Origin of the sequence: Streptomyces sp. NBC_00252, from assembly GCF_036187565.1 — a bacterium.
In the GTDB taxonomy this organism is placed as follows: domain Bacteria; phylum Actinomycetota; class Actinomycetes; order Streptomycetales; family Streptomycetaceae; genus Streptomyces.
The window spans coordinates 5626797-5644591 of sequence record NZ_CP108087.1 but is presented as its reverse complement, the minus strand read 5'-3'; the positions used below and the strand labels follow the sequence as shown (position 1 = coordinate 5644591).

General features: G+C 70.2%; 15 protein-coding genes. 9 read left to right on the top strand and 6 right to left on the bottom strand.

All coding sequences use genetic code 11. The features are described from left to right. Positions 1-84: 84 nt before the first annotated feature. Positions 85-1188, bottom strand: a complete 1104-nt coding sequence (gene ssd / locus OHT77_RS24835; RefSeq protein ID WP_328830683.1) for a septum site-determining protein Ssd — start codon at positions 1186-1188, stop codon at positions 85-87. Positions 1189-1770: 582 nt separating this feature from the next. On the opposite strand from ssd, the gene OHT77_RS24830 reads away from it, so the two are divergent. Both OHT77_RS24830 and OHT77_RS24825 read left to right on the top strand, forming a co-directional pair. Continuing rightward, positions 1771-2604, top strand: coding sequence for an HAD family hydrolase (locus tag OHT77_RS24830; RefSeq protein ID WP_328830682.1), 834 nt, complete (start codon positions 1771-1773; stop codon positions 2602-2604). 153 nt (positions 2605-2757) lie between these two features. Next, positions 2758-2922, top strand: coding sequence for a hypothetical protein (locus OHT77_RS24825; protein WP_266769908.1), 165 nt, complete (start codon positions 2758-2760; stop codon positions 2920-2922). Between the two features lie 42 nt (positions 2923-2964). Here the strand turns inward: OHT77_RS24825 and OHT77_RS24820 are convergent, their stop codons facing one another. Beyond that, complete coding sequence (locus OHT77_RS24820; RefSeq protein ID WP_328830681.1) at positions 2965-3789, bottom strand: oxidoreductase; 825 nt, start codon at positions 3787-3789, stop codon at positions 2965-2967. Positions 3790-3890: 101 nt separating this feature from the next. On the opposite strand from OHT77_RS24820, the gene OHT77_RS24815 reads away from it, so the two are divergent. Further along, a complete protein-coding gene (locus tag OHT77_RS24815) occupies positions 3891-4871 on the top strand; it encodes an ATP-binding protein (protein WP_328830680.1) in 981 nt (326 codons plus the stop codon). Positions 4872-4904: 33 nt separating this feature from the next. Here OHT77_RS24815 and OHT77_RS24810 read toward each other — a convergent pair whose 3' ends face one another. Beyond that, positions 4905-6176, bottom strand: coding sequence for a hypothetical protein (locus OHT77_RS24810; protein WP_328830679.1), 1272 nt, complete (start codon positions 6174-6176; stop codon positions 4905-4907). A 335-nt stretch (positions 6177-6511) separates the two neighbouring features. Between OHT77_RS24810 and OHT77_RS24805 the strand changes: the two genes are divergently transcribed. From OHT77_RS24805 to OHT77_RS24780, 6 genes are all read left to right on the top strand, one after another. Beyond that, positions 6512-9199, top strand: a complete 2688-nt coding sequence (locus tag OHT77_RS24805) for a bifunctional SulP family inorganic anion transporter/carbonic anhydrase (RefSeq protein ID WP_328830678.1) — start codon at positions 6512-6514, stop codon at positions 9197-9199. A gap of 167 nt (positions 9200-9366) precedes the next feature. Further along, positions 9367-11328, top strand: a complete 1962-nt coding sequence (gene acs / locus OHT77_RS24800; RefSeq protein ID WP_328830677.1) for an acetate--CoA ligase — start codon at positions 9367-9369, stop codon at positions 11326-11328. A gap of 194 nt (positions 11329-11522) precedes the next feature. After that, positions 11523-12962, top strand: coding sequence for a Na+/H+ antiporter NhaA (gene nhaA, locus OHT77_RS24795; RefSeq protein ID WP_328830676.1), 1440 nt, complete (start codon positions 11523-11525; stop codon positions 12960-12962). A 43-nt stretch (positions 12963-13005) separates the two neighbouring features. Next, complete coding sequence (locus OHT77_RS24790; protein WP_328830675.1) at positions 13006-13491, top strand: phage holin family protein; 486 nt, start codon at positions 13006-13008, stop codon at positions 13489-13491. Continuing rightward, entirely contained in the window at positions 13488-14438 is a 951-nt protein-coding gene (locus OHT77_RS24785; protein WP_328830674.1) for an alpha/beta fold hydrolase, read from the top strand. The genes OHT77_RS24790 and OHT77_RS24785 overlap by 4 nt, the downstream gene beginning before the upstream one ends. 160 nt (positions 14439-14598) lie before the next feature. Continuing rightward, entirely contained in the window at positions 14599-14778 is a 180-nt protein-coding gene (locus tag OHT77_RS24780; RefSeq protein ID WP_078623198.1) for a hypothetical protein, read from the top strand. A 44-nt stretch (positions 14779-14822) separates the two neighbouring features. Here the strand turns inward: OHT77_RS24780 and OHT77_RS24775 are convergent, their stop codons facing one another. The 3 genes from OHT77_RS24775 to nth form a co-directional block, all read right to left on the bottom strand. Continuing rightward, positions 14823-16022: a MarP family serine protease gene (locus tag OHT77_RS24775; RefSeq protein ID WP_328830673.1), complete on the bottom strand. Its 1200-nt coding sequence runs from the start codon at positions 16020-16022 to the stop codon at positions 14823-14825. Positions 16023-16142: 120 nt separating this feature from the next. Beyond that, entirely contained in the window at positions 16143-16838 is a 696-nt protein-coding gene (locus tag OHT77_RS24770) for an NUDIX hydrolase (protein ID WP_328830672.1), read from the bottom strand. A 75-nt stretch (positions 16839-16913) separates the two neighbouring features. Further along, a complete protein-coding gene (gene nth / locus OHT77_RS24765) occupies positions 16914-17792 on the bottom strand; it encodes an endonuclease III (RefSeq protein ID WP_328830671.1) in 879 nt (292 codons plus the stop codon). Positions 17793-17795 lie beyond the last annotated feature (3 nt).

The following is a 17795-nucleotide window of genomic DNA, read 5'->3' as shown; positions in this document are numbered from 1 at the left end:
CAAAAGAAGAGCCCGAAGTCGCGCCCCTCGACGCGCTCGGCGAACCACTCCCGGAAGCCCCGGCACCGCTCCCCACCAGCCCCCTCATACGCCACCCGCCTCGACCAGCGCCCGCTCCAGGAACTCCCGGCAGAACCGCGCCAGCGGCCCCTTCCCCGCCGTCCCCGGTGGGGACTTGCCCTCGTGCGGTCGCAGCAGCCCGGACTCCACGGGCACCTCCCCGGCCAAGGGCAGGGCGAGGAGGCGGGCCACCTCGCGGTCGTCGAGGCCGGGGGCGTACGGGCCGCGTACGGCCACGCGGAGGTCGCGCAGGACCATGCCGACGGCGGACGCGACGCGGCCGGCCGCTGCCACGGCGCGGAGTTCGGCGGGGACCACCAGGAGGCCCACGTCGAGCTGGGCCAGGGCCTCGGCGACGCCGTCGTCGACGCGGCGGGGCAGGTCGACCACGACCGTGCCGCCGCGCCTCCTGGCGGCGGCGAGCACCGCCCGTACCGCCTGCGGCGGGATGGCGACGCAGTCGCCGCGGTCCCAGCTGAGCACCCGGAGCGAGTGCAGTTCGGGGAGGGACTCCTCCAGGGCGCCGCCGCCGACCCGGCCGCGCGAGGCGGCGAACGCGGGCCAGCGCAGGCCTTCCGCCGTCTCGCCGCCGAGGAGTACGTCGAGTCCGCCGCCCAGCGGATCCGCGTCCACCAGGAGGGTGCGCAGCCCCTCACGCGCGGAGGTGACGGCGAGCGCGCAGGCCAGCGTGGACGCCCCGGCCCCGCCGCGGCCGCCGATGACGCCCACGGTGAGTGCGGGGCGGCCGACGCCCTCGGCGACGTCGGCGATGCGGTCGACCAGCCACTGCTCGCCGTCGGGCAGCATCAGGACGTGGTCGGCGCCGATCTCGACGGCCCGCCGCCAGACCCCGGAGTCGTCCTGGTCGCGGCCGACCAGCACCACCCCGCGCCGGCGGGCCGCCCCGCGCACCCGTCGGACCGCGTCGTCGCCGACCAGGACGAGCGGTGCCGTCTCCCAGTCGCCCCTGCGCTCCGGCACTCCGTGGTGGACCTCGGGTGTCGCGCCGGCCGCCGCGCACAGGCGCAGCAGGTCGTCGAGGAGGTCGGCGTCCTCGGTGACGATCAGCGGTCCGCCCTGTCGTCCTCCGGCGGCGGGCCGCGGATCGCCTGTGACAGTTCCGGCCATGTTTTGCATCCCCCATCGATGTCTCTCGCGTCACCCCTGCGGCCACGCGATTCCCAAACGTGCGGAGAACCGGCGATCGGCCCTCTTATGCACGGCCGACAGAAACCGGCCAAACGCGTCCGACAAACGGAACGGGCCCATGAACTCGGCGCGAGCGAGGACGCGTTGGAATCACGGTGCGGGCATCGCGGAAATCGTGTGGATCTTGGTCAAAAACTGTGGACAACTCAGGGCCTGTGAATATCGCCTTCACCCATACCGGTGACCCCTGTACTGGCCTCTGTGCGAGTTCCGCAGCGCAGTCCACCGACTACGCACAGTGACGGGTTCTGGGCATGAAAAAAGGCGGCATCAGCCGCCTCGGGTTGGTCTCACGACCACGTGCAGGGAGCGAAAACGCGTCCGGACATGCGACGACCCCCACCGGGGGGGAGAGTGGGGGTCGTCTTCACGGCCGACTCGGGGGGGGAGGAGCCGGACCGCGTTAGCACGGTCGCGAACGATCCGTGACTTCCATGGTGTACCCGAGAGGCCTCTCAGGCAAACCCACGCGCCTCACCTTACGCCGAATGGGCTGCGCCTATGCTCTGGGTTGTGGAAAACCACTCCTTGCCCCGCACAGCAGCCTTCTTTGACCTGGACAAGACGGTCATTGCGAAGTCGAGCACGCTCACCTTCGGCAAGTCCTTCTACCAAGGCGGACTGATCAACCGCAGGGCCGCCCTGCGGACCGCCTATGCGCAGTTCGTCTTCCTCACCGGTGGCGCCGACCACGACCAGATGGAGCGGATGCGCAAGTACCTGTCCGCACTCTGCCGCGGCTGGAACGTCCAGCAGGTCAAGGAGATCGTCGCCGAGACGCTGCACGACCTGATCGACCCGATCATCTACGACGAGGCGGCCTCCCTCATCGAGGAGCACCACTCGGCCGGCCGGGACGTGGTGATCGTGTCCACGTCGGGCGCCGAGGTGGTCGAGCCGATCGGTGAACTCCTGGGAGCGGACCGGGTGGTGGCGACCCGCATGGTCGTGGGCGACGACGGCTGTTTCACGGGCGAGGTGGAGTACTACGCGTACGGCCCGACGAAGGCCGAGGCGATCAAAGAGCTGGCGCAGTCCGAGGGGTACGACCTCGACCGCTGCTTCGCCTACAGCGACTCGGCGACGGACGTGCCGATGCTGGAGTCCGTGGGCCACCCCTACGCCGTGAACCCGGATCGCACGCTGCGCCGCGAGGCAGTCGCGCGCGGGTGGCCGATTCTGGACTTCAACCGCCCGGTGCGGCTCAAGCAGCGGCTGCCCACGCTCTCCGTACCGCCCCGCCCGGCGCTGGTGGTGGCCGCGGCGGTGGGTGCGGCGGCGGCCACGGCGGGGCTCGTCTGGTACGCGAGCCGACGCAAGGCGGCGACCGTTTAGGACGGTTGGTGACCCTTTGAACGTAAAAGTAAAGAAGCGCGGCGAGGGGTTCCGCTTCCTCCGGGCCAGGAGTACAAAGGATTCAACGGCCCGCGAGACCAAGGACATCCGAAAGGATCACCTTAATACCGCATTTGGCCCCACGGACCGCGCATGAACATCGAGCACCCACGCGACGTCGACCCGTCGATTACGGGCCAGCCGCACCAGGTGACGGGCCAAGTTCCCGACCTGATGGGCAATATTTCGAGGACGCTTGGTAACCCGGTGGATCATGCCAGCGGCGGTACGAATCCTCGTACCGCCGCAACCCTGTGATCGCCCCCCTGTAGGGGGCTTTTTTCATATGAAAGCGCGCTATTAAGCAGCGCCGCGCTGGAGCGCCTCGCACACCGCCGTCGACTCGCGCGCCCCCAGCTCGACCGCCTTGCCGCAGTGCGCGATCCAGGCGGCCATGCCCTCCGGGGTGCCCGACACGTACCCGTCCAGTGCGGCGAGATAGGCAGCGCGCCCCAGTTCGGCGTGGCCGACCTCCGCAGGGCAGACGGACTTCGGGTCGAGGCCGCTGCCGATGAGGACGATCCGCTCGGCGGTGCGCGCGACCAGGCCGTTGCGGGAGGTGAAGGGGCGCAGGGCGAGCAGTTCGCCGTGCACGACGGCGGCCGTCACCAGCGCCGGTGCCGAGCCGCCCGCGATGATCAGGTCCGCGAGTCCGTCCAGCCGCCCGGACACCTCGGCCGCGCCCGGCAACGGCAGTTCGACGAGCGGTTCGTGAACCGCCTCCCCCTGCTGCCGCGGCCGCCCGACCGTGTCGTCGTTGCTCGCGGCCGCCACGAGGTGCAGCCGGGCGAGCACCCGGAGGGGCGACTGCCGCCAGATGGACAGGAGTTGGCCCGCCTCGGCGGACAGCCGGAGGGCCGCGCCCATGGTGCGCGCCTCCTCGTCGCCGCTGAAGTCGGTACGCCGGCGCACCTCTTCGAGGGCCCAGTCGGCCCCGGACAGCGCGGCCGAACCGCGCGCCCCGCGCAGGGCCGCCTCGGCGGTGAGCTCGTTGCTGCGACGCCGCATGACCCGGTGCCCGTAGACCCGGTCCACGGCCTTGCGCATGGACTCCACGGCCTCGGGCACTCCGGGCAGCGTGCCCAGGGCCGCGAGCGGATCGGCGGTCGCGTCTGTCGTACTCATGAGTACGACAGTAGCCATCCCCGGGGTCCGCCCCACGATGGAGTGGTCTTCTTCACGCACACCTGCCACGTAGAGCAAGGTCACGACTACTCTTCGTGAACATGAAAATTGCTTTCGTCGGGAAGGGCGGCAGCGGGAAGACCACCCTGTCCTCCCTGTTCATCCGCCACCTCGCCGCCACCGGCCGACCCGTCGTCGCCGTCGACGCCGACATCAACCAGCACCTGGGCCCCGCCCTCGGCCTGGACGAGGCGGAGGCAGCCGCACTGCCCGCCCTCGGCGAACACCTCCCGCTGATCAAGGACCACCTGCGCGGCACCAACCCGCGCATCGCCTCCGCCGACACGATGATCAAAACCACCCCGCCCGGAGAGGGCTCCCGGCTGCTGCGGGTGCGCGAGGACAATCCGGTCTACGACGCCTGCGCGCGACCGGTGGAACTCGACGGCGGCACCGTCCGTTTGATGGTCACGGGCCCCTTCACCGACGCCGACCTTGGGGTCTCCTGCTACCACTCCAAGACGGGAGCGGTGGAGCTCTGCCTGAACCACCTGGTGGACGGGCGGGACGAGTTCGTGGTGGTGGACATGACGGCGGGCTCGGACTCCTTCGCCTCCGGCATGTTCACCCGCTTCGACATCACGTTCCTGGTGGCCGAGCCGACCCGGAAGGGAGTCTCCGTCTATCGCCAGTACAAGGAGTACGCCCGCGACTTCGGAGTCGTCCTCAAGGTCGTCGGCAACAAGGTGCGGGACCAGGACGACCTCGACTTCCTCCGCGCCGAGGTCGGGGACGACCTACTGGTGACGGTGGGGCACTCGGACTGGGTGCGTGCCATGGAGAAGGGCCGGCCGCCCCGGTTCGAGCTCCTGGAGGACGCCAACCGCCGCGCCCTGCGCCTGCTGGAGGTCGCCGCCGACGCGACGTACGCACTGCGGGACTGGGAGCGCTACACGCGCCAGACGGTGCACTTCCACCTGAAGAACGCGCAGAGTTGGGGCAACGAGCGCACCGGGGCCGACCTGGCGGCGCAGATCGACCCCGGTTTCGTGCTCGGCGAGAGCGTCACCGCCACCGCGTGACGCCACCCGCGCGGCGGGCCCTCCCGGGACTGCCTACTGCTTGACCGCCGGCGCCCCGGGGACGCCCTTCGGGGCCGGGGCGGGGCGGCCGGTCAGGAAGGACGTCCAGCCCTCCTTCGGTGCCTCACCGACGTTCAGGCCACGCAGCTTGGCCAGGGTCTGCGGGTCTTGGGCGTCCAGCCAGTCGGCCAGCTCCCGGAAGGACACACAGCGCACCTCGGACTTGTTGCAGACCTTCTCGATGACCTCGTCGAGGGCACGCATGTAGGTGCCGCCGTTCCAGGACTCGAAGTGGTTGCCGATGACCAGGGGCGCGCGGTTGCCGTCGTAGGCGCGGTCGAAGCCCTTGAGCAGGCCGTCACGCATCTCGTCGCCCCACTGGTCGTACTTGTCGGGGTCGCCCTGGGTCTGCGTGCCGGACTGGTTGACCATGAAGTTGTAGTCCATGGTCAACTGTTGGTAGGAGTGGCCCGGGAAGGGGACGAGCTGCATGGACAGGTCCCACAGCCCCTCCTTCTTCTTGGGCCACATCTGCTCGTTGACCCCGCTGGTGTCGTAGCGGAAGCCCAACTGGCTGGCCGCCTTCATGAAGTTGGCCTGGCCCTCCAGGCAGGGCGTGCGGGCGCCGACCAGTTCCTTGTCGTAGTCGAAGGGCAGCGGAGACGCCTTCTTCATCCCGGAGTTGGTCTTCCAGGTCTTCACGAACTGCTTCGCCTGGGCGATCTCGCTCTTCCACTCGGCGACCGACCACTCGCCGACCCCGCCGTTCTTGCCGCAGAAGTGGCCGTTGAAGTGGGTGCCGATCTCGTTGCCCTCCAGCCACGCCAGGCGCAGCTGCTTCACGGTGTCGGAGATGCCCTGCTCGTCGTTGAAGCCGATGTCGGAGGCGCCCGGCGAGTGCTCCGGGGGCTTGTAGAGGTCGCGCTTGTCCTCCGGCAGCATGTACACGCCGCTGAGGAAGTACGTCATGTTCGCGTGGTTGGCCTTGGAGACCTTGCGGAAGTGGGAGAACAGCTTCTGGCTGTCCTCGCCGGCGCCGTCGAAGGAGAAGACCACGAACTGCGGAGGCTTCTGACCGGGCTTGAGCCGCTCGGGTCTGGGCAGATGCGGCTGCGCTCCGGTGTACGACGTGGAGCCGTCCCCGATGAGGCGGACTCCGCTCTTGGGTGCCGGGGCGGGCGCCGCCTTGTGCGGACCGTGCGCTCCCTGCGGGGAACCGTTGTCACCGATCGCGCAACCGGCGAGCGACGCGGCACAGGCCGCGGCGATCACGGCGCCCGCGGTGATCCTCTGGGTGGCGGCCATGTCCGCCCACCTTCTTCCTTCGTTCGGACCGACGCCGGTCAGGGCGTTCTCTGGCGATGTGCCGGGAGTCCCGACAGCGCCGCCAAGGTCGCACGGGGCCGAAGGTGGGATTAGTACGACAAGCCGATGAAATTTCCACTTCACTCCACGAGGTGACTTATTCGCCCATTTGCCCGCAATCCCTATGCTTGACCTTTACTCTGCATTACGATCCATTTACCGAGCGTTGAGAAATCCCGCCGCTGCACGCCGTGACCCACGGCCGCGACCGACCCCCGCCATCGACGGGGACCACCAGTTCCGCGACCGCGCTGCCCCGGAGGAGACGGGAAGACATGTCAGCCTGCGTACCCACCCGCGCCACCGACTCGCATCAGAATCGGACGAAGCGCGCCCCCCAGCCCCACAGCCCGCCGCCGTCCCCGCCCCGCCGTTTCCGGATCGCGGGCGCCGACGTGTCGGCCTCCATCGCGGTCTTCCTGATCGCCCTGCCCCTGTCCCTCGGCATCGCCCTCGCCACCGGCGCGCCCCTCCAGGCCGGCCTGGTCGCCGCCGCCGCGGGCGGGCTCGTCGCCGGCCGGCTCGGCGGCTGCCCCCTCCAGGTCAGCGGCCCGGCCGCCGGGCTCACCGTGGTCACCGCCGACCTGATCCACCGTTACGGCTGGCGTACGACCTGCGCGGTCACCGTCCTCGCGGGCCTCGCCCAACTCGCCCTGGGCTGCCTGCGCGTGGCCCGCACCGCGCTCGCCGTCAGCCCCGCGATCGTGCACGGCATGCTGGCCGGCATCGGTGTCACCATCGCCGTCGCCCAGCTGCACATCGTGCTGGGCGGCACCCCCCAGAGCTCGGTCCTCGCCAACCTCCGCGCGCTGCCCGCCCAGTTGGCGGACGTGCACCCCGCCGACGTGGCGATGAGCGTGCTGACGCTGGCCCTTCTGCTGTTGTGGCCGCGCGTCCCTGGCCGGCTCGGACAGCTGATGCGCAAGATCCCGGCCGCGCTCGTCGCCGTCGCCGGAGCCACCCTCACCGCGTCCCTCACCGGGCTGAGCCTGGCCAAGGTCGACCTGCCGTCCTGGAGCAGTCACGCACTGGCCGGCCTGCCCGAGGGCCCGGCGCTCGGCATCGCCGCCGCCGTCCTCACCACCACGCTGGTGTGCAGCGTGCAGTCGCTGCTCGGCGCGGTCGCCGTGGACAAGCTGGTCGCCGGACAGCCCGGGCTCTCCGCCCGCGTCGGGCGCTCCAACCTGAACCGCGAGTTGCTCGGCCAGGGCGCCGCGAACATCGTCTCCGGCACGCTCGGCGGACTGCCCGTCGCGGGCGTGGCCGTACGGAGTTCGGCGAATGTGCAAGCCGGTGCCGTGAGCCGGAACTCCACGATGCTGCACGGCGTTCTCGTAGTGGTAGCCGCGCTGCTGATGGTCCCGGTGCTGGAGCTGATCCCCCTCGCTTCGCTCGCCGCACTCGTGATGGCCGTCGGCATCCAGATGGTGTCCCTGAACCACATCCGCACGGTGACCCGCCACCGCGAAGTCCTGGTCTACGCCGTCACCACCCTCGGCGTGGTCTTCCTCGGCGTCCTCGAGGGCGTGCTCCTCGGCGTCACCGTCGCCGTGGCCGTCGCGCTCAACCGCCTTGCCCACACCCGCATCACGCACGACGAGAAGGAAGGAGTCCATCACGTACACGTCCGAGGGCAGTTGACGTTCCTCGCGGTGCCGCGGCTCAGCCGCACCCTGCATCTCGTACCCCAGGGCACCCACGTCGTCGTGGAGTTGGACGGTTCGTTCATGGACCACGCGGCGTACGAGTCACTGCAGGACTGGCAGAACTCGCACACCGCGCGCGGGGGCACGGCCGAACTGACCGGACGCCGCATGGGAGTTCGCGACACAGCCTCGGACCGCACCGGGTTCGAGGCGGCACTGGCCGACACCGCGACCGGTGCGACGAGCGGTACGACGACCGAGGCTCCGGCCCGCACCACGGCCGACACCCCGACCGGCGGGCCGACGACGTCCACCATCTGCCGCTGCCACCCCTGGACGCCCTGGCGCAACCACCAGTGCGACCACCGGCGTTCCACCCCGGCCGGCGGACACCCGGCCGACCCGACGGACGAGCCTGCGGACCGCCCCGCGCCGGGCACCGCCGAGCCGAACAGCCCCGGCACCGCCGAGCCAAGCGGCCCTGGCACTGGAACCCATCCCGGGACCGGAACCCACCCCGGCGCCGTACCCAACCCCGGCGCAGACGAAGGAACCCACCCCGGCACCGCCGGGCCGAGCAACCCGGGCACAGGCACCCCCACCAACACCGGCACCCCCCGCTCCGGCACCGGCACCGGCACCAGCACCGCCGGCAGCCAACTGGCCCGTGGCATCAGCGCGTTCCAGCGCGACACCGCGCCCCTCGTGCGGGGCGAGCTGGCCCGGCTGGCCAGGGAAGGGCAGCGGCCCTCACAGCTCTTCCTGACCTGTGCGGACTCGCGGCTGGTGACGTCGATGATCACCTCAAGCGGTCCCGGCGACCTGTTCGTCGTGCGGAACGTGGGCAACCTCGTGCCACCGCCCGGCGAGGAGAGCGGGGACGACTCGGTGGCCGCGGCGATCGAGTACGCGGTGGACGTGCTGCGGGTGAGATCGATCACGGTGTGCGGGCACTCCGGATGCGGGGCCATGCAGGCGCTGCTCAACTCCGAGCCCGGGAGCGCCCGGACGCCGTTGAAGCGGTGGCTGCGGCACGGGGTGCCGAGCCTGGAGCGGATGGCCGACGACGGCCGGCCCTGGGCGCGGCTGGCGGGAAGGGCGCCCGCCGACGCCGTGGAGCAGCTGTGTCTGACCAATGTGGTGCAGCAGTTGGAGCATCTGCGGGGGCACGAGTCCGTGGCCCGGGCCTTGCGGGAGGGGGCGTTGGAGCTGCACGGGATGTATTTCCATGTCGGCGAGGCGCAGGCGTACTTGCTGACCGAGGCGGACGGGGGCGGGTTGTTCGACGGGGTGGGGGTGGCGGACATGTCTGCCTGAACCTGGTTCACCCGGCGTCCGTGGGTACGAAAGACCCTCGCCAGGCGTCTCCGGCCCTGGGTCCGATGACAGGTCTAAACCAATATTTCGGCGACCCTTGTCATCGGACCCCCGGGTCTGATGAGCTGGCCCGGGACACAACGGACACCCTGGGAAAGGCAGATGCCGTGAGCAACGAAAGCCTGGCCAACCTGTTGCGCGAGGAGCGCAGGTTCGCACCCCCCGCCGACCTGGCGGCGAACGCCAATGTCACGGCGGAGGCGTATGAGCAGGCCAAGGCTGACCGGCTCGGCTTCTGGGCCGCGCAGGCCCGCCGCCTTAGCTGGGCGCAGGAACCGACCGAGACGCTGGACTGGTCGAACCCGCCGTTCGCCAAGTGGTTCAAGGACGGCACGCTCAACGTGGCGTACAACTGCGTGGACCGGCACGTCGAGGCGGGCAACGGCGACCGGGTCGCCATCCACTTCGAGGGCGAGCCCGGCGACAGTCGCTCGATCACCTACGCGGAGCTGAAGGACGAGGTCTCCAAGGCCGCGAACGCCCTGCTGGAACTGGGAGTTCAGAAGGGCGACCGGGTCGCCGTCTACATGCCGATGATCCCCGAGACCGCGGTCGCGATGCTGGCCTGCGCGCGGATCGGCGCCGCGCACTCGGTGGTGTTCGGCGGTTTCTCGGCGGACGCGCTCGCGACCCGCATCCAGGACGCGGACGCCAAGGTCGTCATCACCACGGACGGCGGCTGGCGGCGCGGCAAGCCCTCGGCGCTGAAGCCGGCCGTGGACGACGCGGTCGACCGCGCGGACAGCGGCGTGGAGCACGTGCTCGTGGTCCGCCGTACGGGCCAGGACGTCGCGTGGAACGACGAGCGGGACGTGTGGTGGCACGAGATCGTCGACCGGCAGTCGGCGGAGCACACGCCCGAGGCGTTCGAGGCGGAGCAGCCGCTCTTCATCCTCTACACCTCCGGTACGACGGGTAAGCCCAAGGGCATCCTGCACACCTCCGGCGGCTACCTCACCCAGGCCGCGTACACCCACCACGCCGTCTTCGACCTCAAGCCGGAGACCGACGTCTACTGGTGCACGGCCGACGTCGGCTGGGTCACCGGCCACTCGTACATCGTCTACGGCCCGCTGGCGAACGGCGCGACCCAGGTCATGTACGAGGGCACCCCCGACACCCCGCACCAGGGCCGCTTCTGGGAGATCGTCCAGAAGTACGGGGTGACGATCCTGTACACGGCGCCGACCGCGATCCGTACGTTCATGAAGTGGGGCGACGACATCCCCGCGAAGTTCGACCTGTCCTCCCTCCGCATCCTGGGTTCGGTGGGCGAGCCCATCAACCCCGAGGCGTGGATCTGGTACCGCAAGCACATCGGTGCCGACAAGACCCCGATCGTGGACACCTGGTGGCAGACCGAGACGGGCGCGATGATGATCTCGCCGCTGCCCGGCGTGACCGCGACCAAGCCCGGTTCCGCGCAGACCCCGCTGCCCGGCATCTCCGCGACGGTCGTCGACGACGAGGCCAACGAGGTCCCGAACGGCGGCGGCGGTTACCTGGTCCTGACCGAGCCGTGGCCCTCCATGCTGCGCACGATCTGGGGCGACGACCAGCGGTTCCTCGACACGTACTGGTCGCGGTTCCCAGGCAAGTACTTCGCCGGCGACGGCGCGAAGAAGGACGACGACGGCGACATCTGGCTGCTCGGCCGGGTGGACGACGTGATGCTCGTGTCCGGGCACAACATCTCCACCACCGAGGTCGAGTCGGCGCTCGTCTCCCACCCCGCCGTCGCCGAGGCGGCCGTGGTGGGCGCGGCCGACGAGACGACCGGGCAGGCGATCGTCGCCTTCGTGATCCTGCGCGGCACGGCGAACGCCGAGGACGAGAACCTCGTCGCCGACCTGCGCAACCACGTCGGCAGCGTGCTGGGCCCGATCGCCAAGCCCAAGCGGATCCTCCCGGTGGCCGAACTGCCGAAGACCCGCTCCGGCAAGATCATGCGCCGCCTGCTCCGGGACGTGGCGGAGAACCGGCAGCTGGGCGATGTCACGACCCTGACCGACTCCACCGTCATGACCCTGATCCAGGACAAGCTCCCGGCCGCGCCCAGCGAGGACTGACCTGCGGTTACGACGAGAAGGGGCGCCCGGCGGCGAACATGCCGGGCGCCCCTTTCGCGCATAACGTGAGATCCACAGGGCCCATCCCGCCGCATCTTAGGTAAGCTAAGTAAAGCGTCAAGAACGCGCCAAGGTGTGCCGGGAAGTCTGGTCGGCAAGTGCTCTGTGCTGCCCGCCACCCCGGAGGTCTCCCCGTGACCGCGCCCCGCCCCACCGCCGCCCGCAAAGTACTGGGACGGCTGTCCCTGCCCGAGCGGAACTTCGTCGCGGACGCGCTGCGCACCGAGACCGTCGGCGGTGTCCTCCTCCTGATCGCCGCCATCAGCGCGCTGATCTGGGCCAACGTCCCCGCGCTGCACGACAGCTACGAGAGCGTCAGCCACTACCACTTCGGCCCCGCCGCCCTCGGCCTGCACCTGTCGGTCGCCCACTGGGCCGCCGACGGCCTCCTCGCCGTCTTCTTCTTCGTCGCCGGCATCGAGCTCAAGCGCGAACTCGTCGCGGGCGACCTCCGCGACCCCAAGGCCGCCGCCCTGCCCGTCGTGGCGGCCCTGTGCGGAATGGCCGTACCGGCACTCGTGTACACGCTCACCAACCTCGCCGGCGGCGGCTCGCTGGAGGGCTGGGCGGTGCCGACCGCCACCGACATCGCCTTCGCGCTGGCCGTCCTCGCGGTGATCGGCACCTCCCTGCCGAGCGCGCTACGCGCCTTCCTGCTCACCCTCGCCGTGGTCGACGACCTGTTCGCGATCCTGATCATCGCGATCTTCTTCACCGACCGGATCGACTTCGCCGCGCTCGCCGGCGCCGCCGTCGGCCTCGCCGTCTTCTGGCTGCTGCTGCGCAGGGGCGTGCGCGGTTGGTACGTCTACGTCCCGCTCGCGCTGGTGATCTGGGCGCTGATGTACAACAGCGGCGTCCACGCGACCATCGCGGGCGTGGCGATGGGCCTGATGCTGCGCTGCACCACCCGCGAGGACGAGAAGCACTCCCCCGGGGAGCACGTCGAACATCTCGTGCGGCCACTGTCGGCGGGGCTCGCGGTGCCGCTGTTCGCGCTGTTCAGCGCCGGAGTGGCCCTCTCCGGGCGAGCGTTGGGTGACGTGTTCACGAAACCGGAGACCCTGGGTGTGGTCCTCGGACTCGTCGTCGGCAAGGCGGTCGGCATCTTCGGCGGGACCTGGCTGACGGCCCGTTTCACCCGGGCCTCGCTCAGCGAGGACCTGGCCTGGCCGGACGTGTTCGCGGTCGCCTCGCTGGCCGGCATCGGCTTCACCGTGTCGCTGCTCATCGGGGAACTCGCGTTCGACGGCGACCAGATGCTCACCGACGAGGTCAAGGCGGCCGTCCTCGTCGGCTCGCTCATAGCGGCCCTGTGCGCGACCGTGTTGCTCAAGCTGCGCAACGCCAGGTACCGCAGGATGTACGAGGACGAGGAGCGCGACGAGGACCTCGACGGCATCCCCGACATCTACGAGCAGGACGACCCGGCGTACCACCTGCGCATGGCCGAACTCCACGACCGCAAGGCCGCCGAGCACCGCAGGATCGCCGAGGAGAAGGCCGCGGAACAGCGGCACGGGCTTGCCGAAGTGGCGGGCGGGGCAGGCGAGGACAACGACGGTCCGGCATGATCTGACCAGACGGTACAAACACATGCAGATGAGGGAGTACGCGATGAGCGCACCCGACGGCAGCCCGGTCGGCGCCGAACGCAGCATCGGCCAGCTGTTCGCCTCGGCGACGACCGAGATGTCCGCGCTGGTGCACGACGAGATCGCACTGGCCAAGGCGCAGCTCAAGCAGGACGTCAAGCGCGGTGTCGCGGGCGGCGGCGCGTTCACGGTCGCCGCGGTGGTCCTGCTGTTCTCCCTGCCGATGCTCAACTTCGCGCTGGCGTACGGCATTCGCACCTGGAGCGGCTGGAACATGGCCCTCTGCTTCCTGCTCTCCTTCGCGGCGAACGTGCTCGTCGCGATCGTCCTCGGGCTGGTGGGCGTGCTCTTCTTCAAGAAGGCCTCGAAGAGCAAGGGCCCGCAGAAGGTGGCCGCTTCGGTGAAGGAGACCGCGGGAGTCCTCGGCAACGCCAAGCCGCATCCGCGGCCCGCGATCGAGGACCGCGTCCCCGAAGCCATCGAGGCTGTGGCACGCTCGTCCTCATGACGGACCCCGCCAATCCTTGGGCGCAACCTGCTTCGGTCGTACGGCTCGGCATTCCCGGCGGGCGCGAGGTGACCCACCGGGATGTCGCGGCCAACGGCGCGCGCTTCCACATCGCGGAGGTGGGCGACGGACCGCTGGTGCTGCTGCTGCACGGCTTCCCCCAGTTCTGGTGGACCTGGCGGCACCAGCTCGGCGCGCTGGCCGACGCCGGTTTCCGGGCCGTCGCCATGGACCTGCGGGGCGTCGGCGGCAGCGACCGCACCCCGCGCGGCTACGACCCCGCCAACCTCGCCCTCGACATCACCGGCGTGATCCGCTCCCTCGGCGAACCCGACGCCGCGCTGGTCGGCCATGACCTCGGCGGCTATCTCGCGTGGACGGCGGCGGCGATGCGCCCCAAGCTGGTGCGCCGGCTCGCCGTCTCCTCGATGCCGCACCCCCGGCGCTGGCGCTACGCGATGCTCTCCGACGTCAAGCAGACGGCGGCCGGCTCCTACATCTGGGGCTTCCAGCGCCCCTGGCTCCCCGAACGGCAACTCCTCGCCAATGACGCCGAGTTGGTCGGCACCCTGATCCGCGACTGGTCCGGCCCGAGCCTGCCGGACGACGAGGCGGTCGAGGCGTACCGGCGGGCCATGCTGATCCCGTCGACGGCGCACTGCTCGATCGAGCCGTACCGCTGGATGGTGCGGTCGATGGCACGCCCGGACGGCATCCAGTTCAACCGGCGCATGAAGCGGCCGGTGCGGGTGCCGACGCTGCATCTGCACGGCTCGCTGGACCCGGTGCTGCGCACCCGCAGCTCGGCGGGGTCCGGGGAGTACGTCGAAGCGCCGTACCGCTGGCGGCTGTTCGACGGGCTCGGGCACTTCCCGCACGAGGAGGACCCGGTGGTCTTCTCGACCGAACTCGTCAACTGGCTCAAGGATCCCGAACCCGATCGTTGACCGATACATGACCGAAACGTGACCTGTGCGTGACCGGTCGACTGCGCCTGGTATCCGCATCTGAACACCTGTCCTACGAACGGCTACTTGCCTCGCGCATAGGCCAATTGGGGCCCCAAGGGGTGGTTATCGACCTTGGGGCAGGGGCAGACGTCGGGGTATGGGCTGGACGCACGACTACAGTGACGCAGCACGCAATCGCCGCTCGGACCACGGTCTGAGCTCCCACCAACGGGGCGCCCCGCAACTCCAGGGCACAGACCTCAGGGTGGGGATCCCGCGCATTCTGCGCCGCCGGGCCCGCTGGGTCTCGGTACGGCTGCGTCATCCCCGAGGCTGACGCGCCCATCTCCTACAGGGCACGCATGTCAGTCCGCACACCTCTCAGAGTGCGCAACTGTCGCTGTCCACCTGCTCGTTGGCACTGCGCCCCTTGACGATGTCCGGCCGGATCTCGTCCGCGGTGAGCGCGTACCCGGTGTCGGGGTCGTCGAGGGACTTCGCGAAGACCACTCCGTAGACCTTGCCCTCGGGCGTCAGCAGCGGGCCGCCGGAGTTGCCCTGACGGACGGTCGCGTAGAGGGAGTACACATCGCGGCGGACCGTGCCGCGGTGGTAGATGTCCGGGCCGTTGGCCGTGATGCGTCCCCGCACGCGCGCGGCACGGACGTCGTACGACCCGTTCTCCGGGAAGCCGGCGACGATCGCGCTGTTGCCGCTCGTGGCGTCCTTGGTGGCGAACTGCAAGGAGCGCGCCCTCAGGTCCGGTACGTCGAGTACGGCGATGTCGCGGTGCCAGTCGTAGAGGACGACCTTGGCGTCGTACTTGCGGCCCTCGCCGCCTATCTGGACGGTGGGTTCGTCGACGCCGCCGACCACGTGCGCGTTGGTCATGACGCGGCGGTCGCCGAAGACGAAGCCGCTGCCCTCCAGGACCTTGCCGCAGCTCTGGGCGGTGCCCATGACCTTGACGATGGACTGCTGGGCGCGGGTGGCGACCGCGCTGGAGGCGAGCGCCGGGTCGGGCGGCTGGACGTCGTTGATCGGCTCGTTCGCGAAGGGGCTGAAGACCTGCGGGAAACCGTTCTGCGCGAGGACCGAGGAGAAGTCCGCGAACCAGGTGTCGGCCCGCTGGGGCAGCGCCCGGGAGACCCCGAGGAGCACCTTGGAGCTGCGGACCTCCTTGCCGAGCGTCGGCAGGGTGGTGCCGGCCAGCGCGGAGCCGATCAGCCAGGCGACCAGGAGCATCGCGAGGACGTTGACGAGAGCGCCGCCGGTCGCGTCCAGGGCGCGGGCCGGGGACCAGGTGATGTACCGGCGCAGCTTGTTGCCGAGGTGGGTGGTCAGGGCCTGGCCGACGGAGGCGCAGACGATGACGACGATGACCGCGACGACGGCCGCGGTGGTGCTGACCTCGGCCTTCTGGGTCAGCGCGTCCCAGATCACGGGCAGGGTGTAGACGGCGACGAGCCCGCCGCCGAGGAAGCCGATCACCGACAGGATGCCGACGACGAACCCCTGGCGATAGCCCACGATCGCGAACCACACGGCGGCGACCAGCAGCAGGATGTCCAGCACGTTCACCGGTTCAGGCCTCGCCTCAGCACTTCGCGATCACTCCAGGTCGGTCGGGGGGCCGGCCCGCCGCGCAGCGGCAATCGACTACGGCGTCCCCCGGGAAGACACAGCACGACGGACACCTTGTCATGACCGCCAGTCGAGCGGGACCTGCTTCTCGCGGTCCCACGGCCGCTCCCAACCGGAGTAGTGCAGCAGGCGGTCGATGACCCCGGCCGTGAAGCCCCACACGAGGGCTGATTCGACCAGAAATGCCGGACCCAGGAAGCCGCTGGGGTGCGTGACCGTGACCCTGTTGGCCGGGTCCGTGAGATCCGCCACGGGGACCGTGAACACGCGCGCCGTCTCATTGGGGTCGACCACGCCCACCGGTGTCGGCTCCCGCCACCAGCCCAGCACCGGTGTCACCACGAAGCCGCTCACCGGGATGTACAGCTTGGGCAGCACCCCGAAGAGCTGCACGCCGGCCGGGTCGAGCCCGGTCTCCTCCTCGGCCTCGCGGAGAGCGGCCCGCAGCGGTCCGTCACCGGTCGGGTCACCATCCTCGGGGTCGAGGGCACCGCCGGGGAAGGACGGCTGGCCCGCATGGGACCGGAGCGAGCTGGAGCGCTCCATGAGCAGCAGCTCGGGTCCGTGCTCCCCGTCCCCGTCGCCGAACAGGATCAGGACCGCCGACTGCCGTCCCGCCCCGTCCTCCGGCGGCAGGAAGCGGCTCAGCTGGAGCGGCTCCACCGTCTCCACGGCGTGCACCACCGGATCAAGCCAGCCCGGCAGCCCGTCCTTGCTGAGCCCCACGCCCTGGGTATGGCTCGCGCGTGTCATCCCCCACCCCCGTTCCCACTGATCAACGCCCCGTACCTCCGCGATCGTTCCGTCATCCGGCCCCCGACATCGTCGTCACGCGGCCCCCAGCGGCGGCGCCGGCTTCCCGCCCGCGTCCAGATAGGCCTGCGGGGGGTTGAGGCGCTGGCCCGGGTAGCCGCCCTTCTCGTACTTGAGCAGCTTCTTCGCCTTCTCCGGGTCGGTCTCGCCCTCGCCGTACGCCGGGCAGAGCGGGGCGATGGGGCAGGCGCCGCAGGCGGGCTTGCGGGCGTGGCAGATCCGGCGGCCGTGGAAGATCACGTGGTGCGAGAGCATCGTCCAGTCACTCTTCGGGAAGAGCGCTCCCACGGCGGCCTCGATCTTGTCGGGCTCGCTCTCCTCGGTCCACTTCCAGCGCCGTACGAGCCGCTGGAAATGCGTGTCCACGGTGATGCCGGGCCGCCCGAAGGCGTTGCCGAGCACCACGAAGGCGGTCTTGCGGCCGACACCGGGGAGCTTGACGAGGTCTTCGAGCCGCCCGGGCACCTCGCCGCCGAAGTCCGCGACCAGCGCCTTGGAGAGCCCTATCACCGACTTGGTCTTGGCCCGGAAGAACCCGGTCGGGCGGAGGATCTCCTCGACCTGCTCGGGGTCGGCGGCGGCCAGGTCCTCGGGGGTGGGGTACTTGGCGAACAGGGCCGGTGTCGTCTGATTGACCCTCAGGTCGGTGGTCTGCGCGGACAGGACCGTGGCGACCACCAGCTGGAAGGCGTTCTCGAAGTCGAGCTCCGGGTGGGCGTACGGATAGATCTCCGCCAGCTCGCGGTTGATCCGGCGGGCGCGGCGGACGAGGGCGGTGTGCGATTCGGTCTTCACACCAGCTGCCACTTTTGCCCCTTTTGCCGCTTTTTTTCCGTCACCCTTGCCGCCGTCAGGGCCCTGTTCGCCCACAGCGGAATCACGAGGTACAACCATCCG

Excerpts from the sequence above, each read along its gene's own strand:
- nth (WP_328830671.1), bottom strand. The coding sequence starts at position 17,792 with ATGGTTGTACCTCGTGATTCCGCTGTGGGCGAACAGGGCCCTGACGGC.
- OHT77_RS24770 (WP_328830672.1), bottom strand. The coding sequence starts at position 16,838 with ATGACACGCGCGAGCCATACCCAGGGCGTGGGGCTCAGCAAGGACGGG.
- OHT77_RS24825 (WP_266769908.1), top strand. The coding sequence starts at position 2,758 with ATGAACATCGAGCACCCACGCGACGTCGACCCGTCGATTACGGGCCAG.
- OHT77_RS24830 (WP_328830682.1), top strand. The coding sequence starts at position 1,771 with ATGCTCTGGGTTGTGGAAAACCACTCCTTGCCCCGCACAGCAGCCTTC.
- OHT77_RS24785 (WP_328830674.1), top strand. The coding sequence starts at position 13,488 with ATGACGGACCCCGCCAATCCTTGGGCGCAACCTGCTTCGGTCGTACGG.
- OHT77_RS24780 (WP_078623198.1), top strand. The coding sequence starts at position 14,599 with ATGGGCTGGACGCACGACTACAGTGACGCAGCACGCAATCGCCGCTCG.
- OHT77_RS24805 (WP_328830678.1), top strand. The coding sequence starts at position 6,512 with ATGTCAGCCTGCGTACCCACCCGCGCCACCGACTCGCATCAGAATCGG.
- ssd (WP_328830683.1), bottom strand. The coding sequence starts at position 1,188 with ATGGCCGGAACTGTCACAGGCGATCCGCGGCCCGCCGCCGGAGGACGA.
- OHT77_RS24820 (WP_328830681.1), bottom strand. The coding sequence starts at position 3,789 with ATGAGTACGACAGACGCGACCGCCGATCCGCTCGCGGCCCTGGGCACG.
- OHT77_RS24790 (WP_328830675.1), top strand. The coding sequence starts at position 13,006 with ATGAGCGCACCCGACGGCAGCCCGGTCGGCGCCGAACGCAGCATCGGC.
- OHT77_RS24810 (WP_328830679.1), bottom strand. The coding sequence starts at position 6,176 with ATGGCCGCCACCCAGAGGATCACCGCGGGCGCCGTGATCGCCGCGGCC.
- OHT77_RS24815 (WP_328830680.1), top strand. The coding sequence starts at position 3,891 with ATGAAAATTGCTTTCGTCGGGAAGGGCGGCAGCGGGAAGACCACCCTG.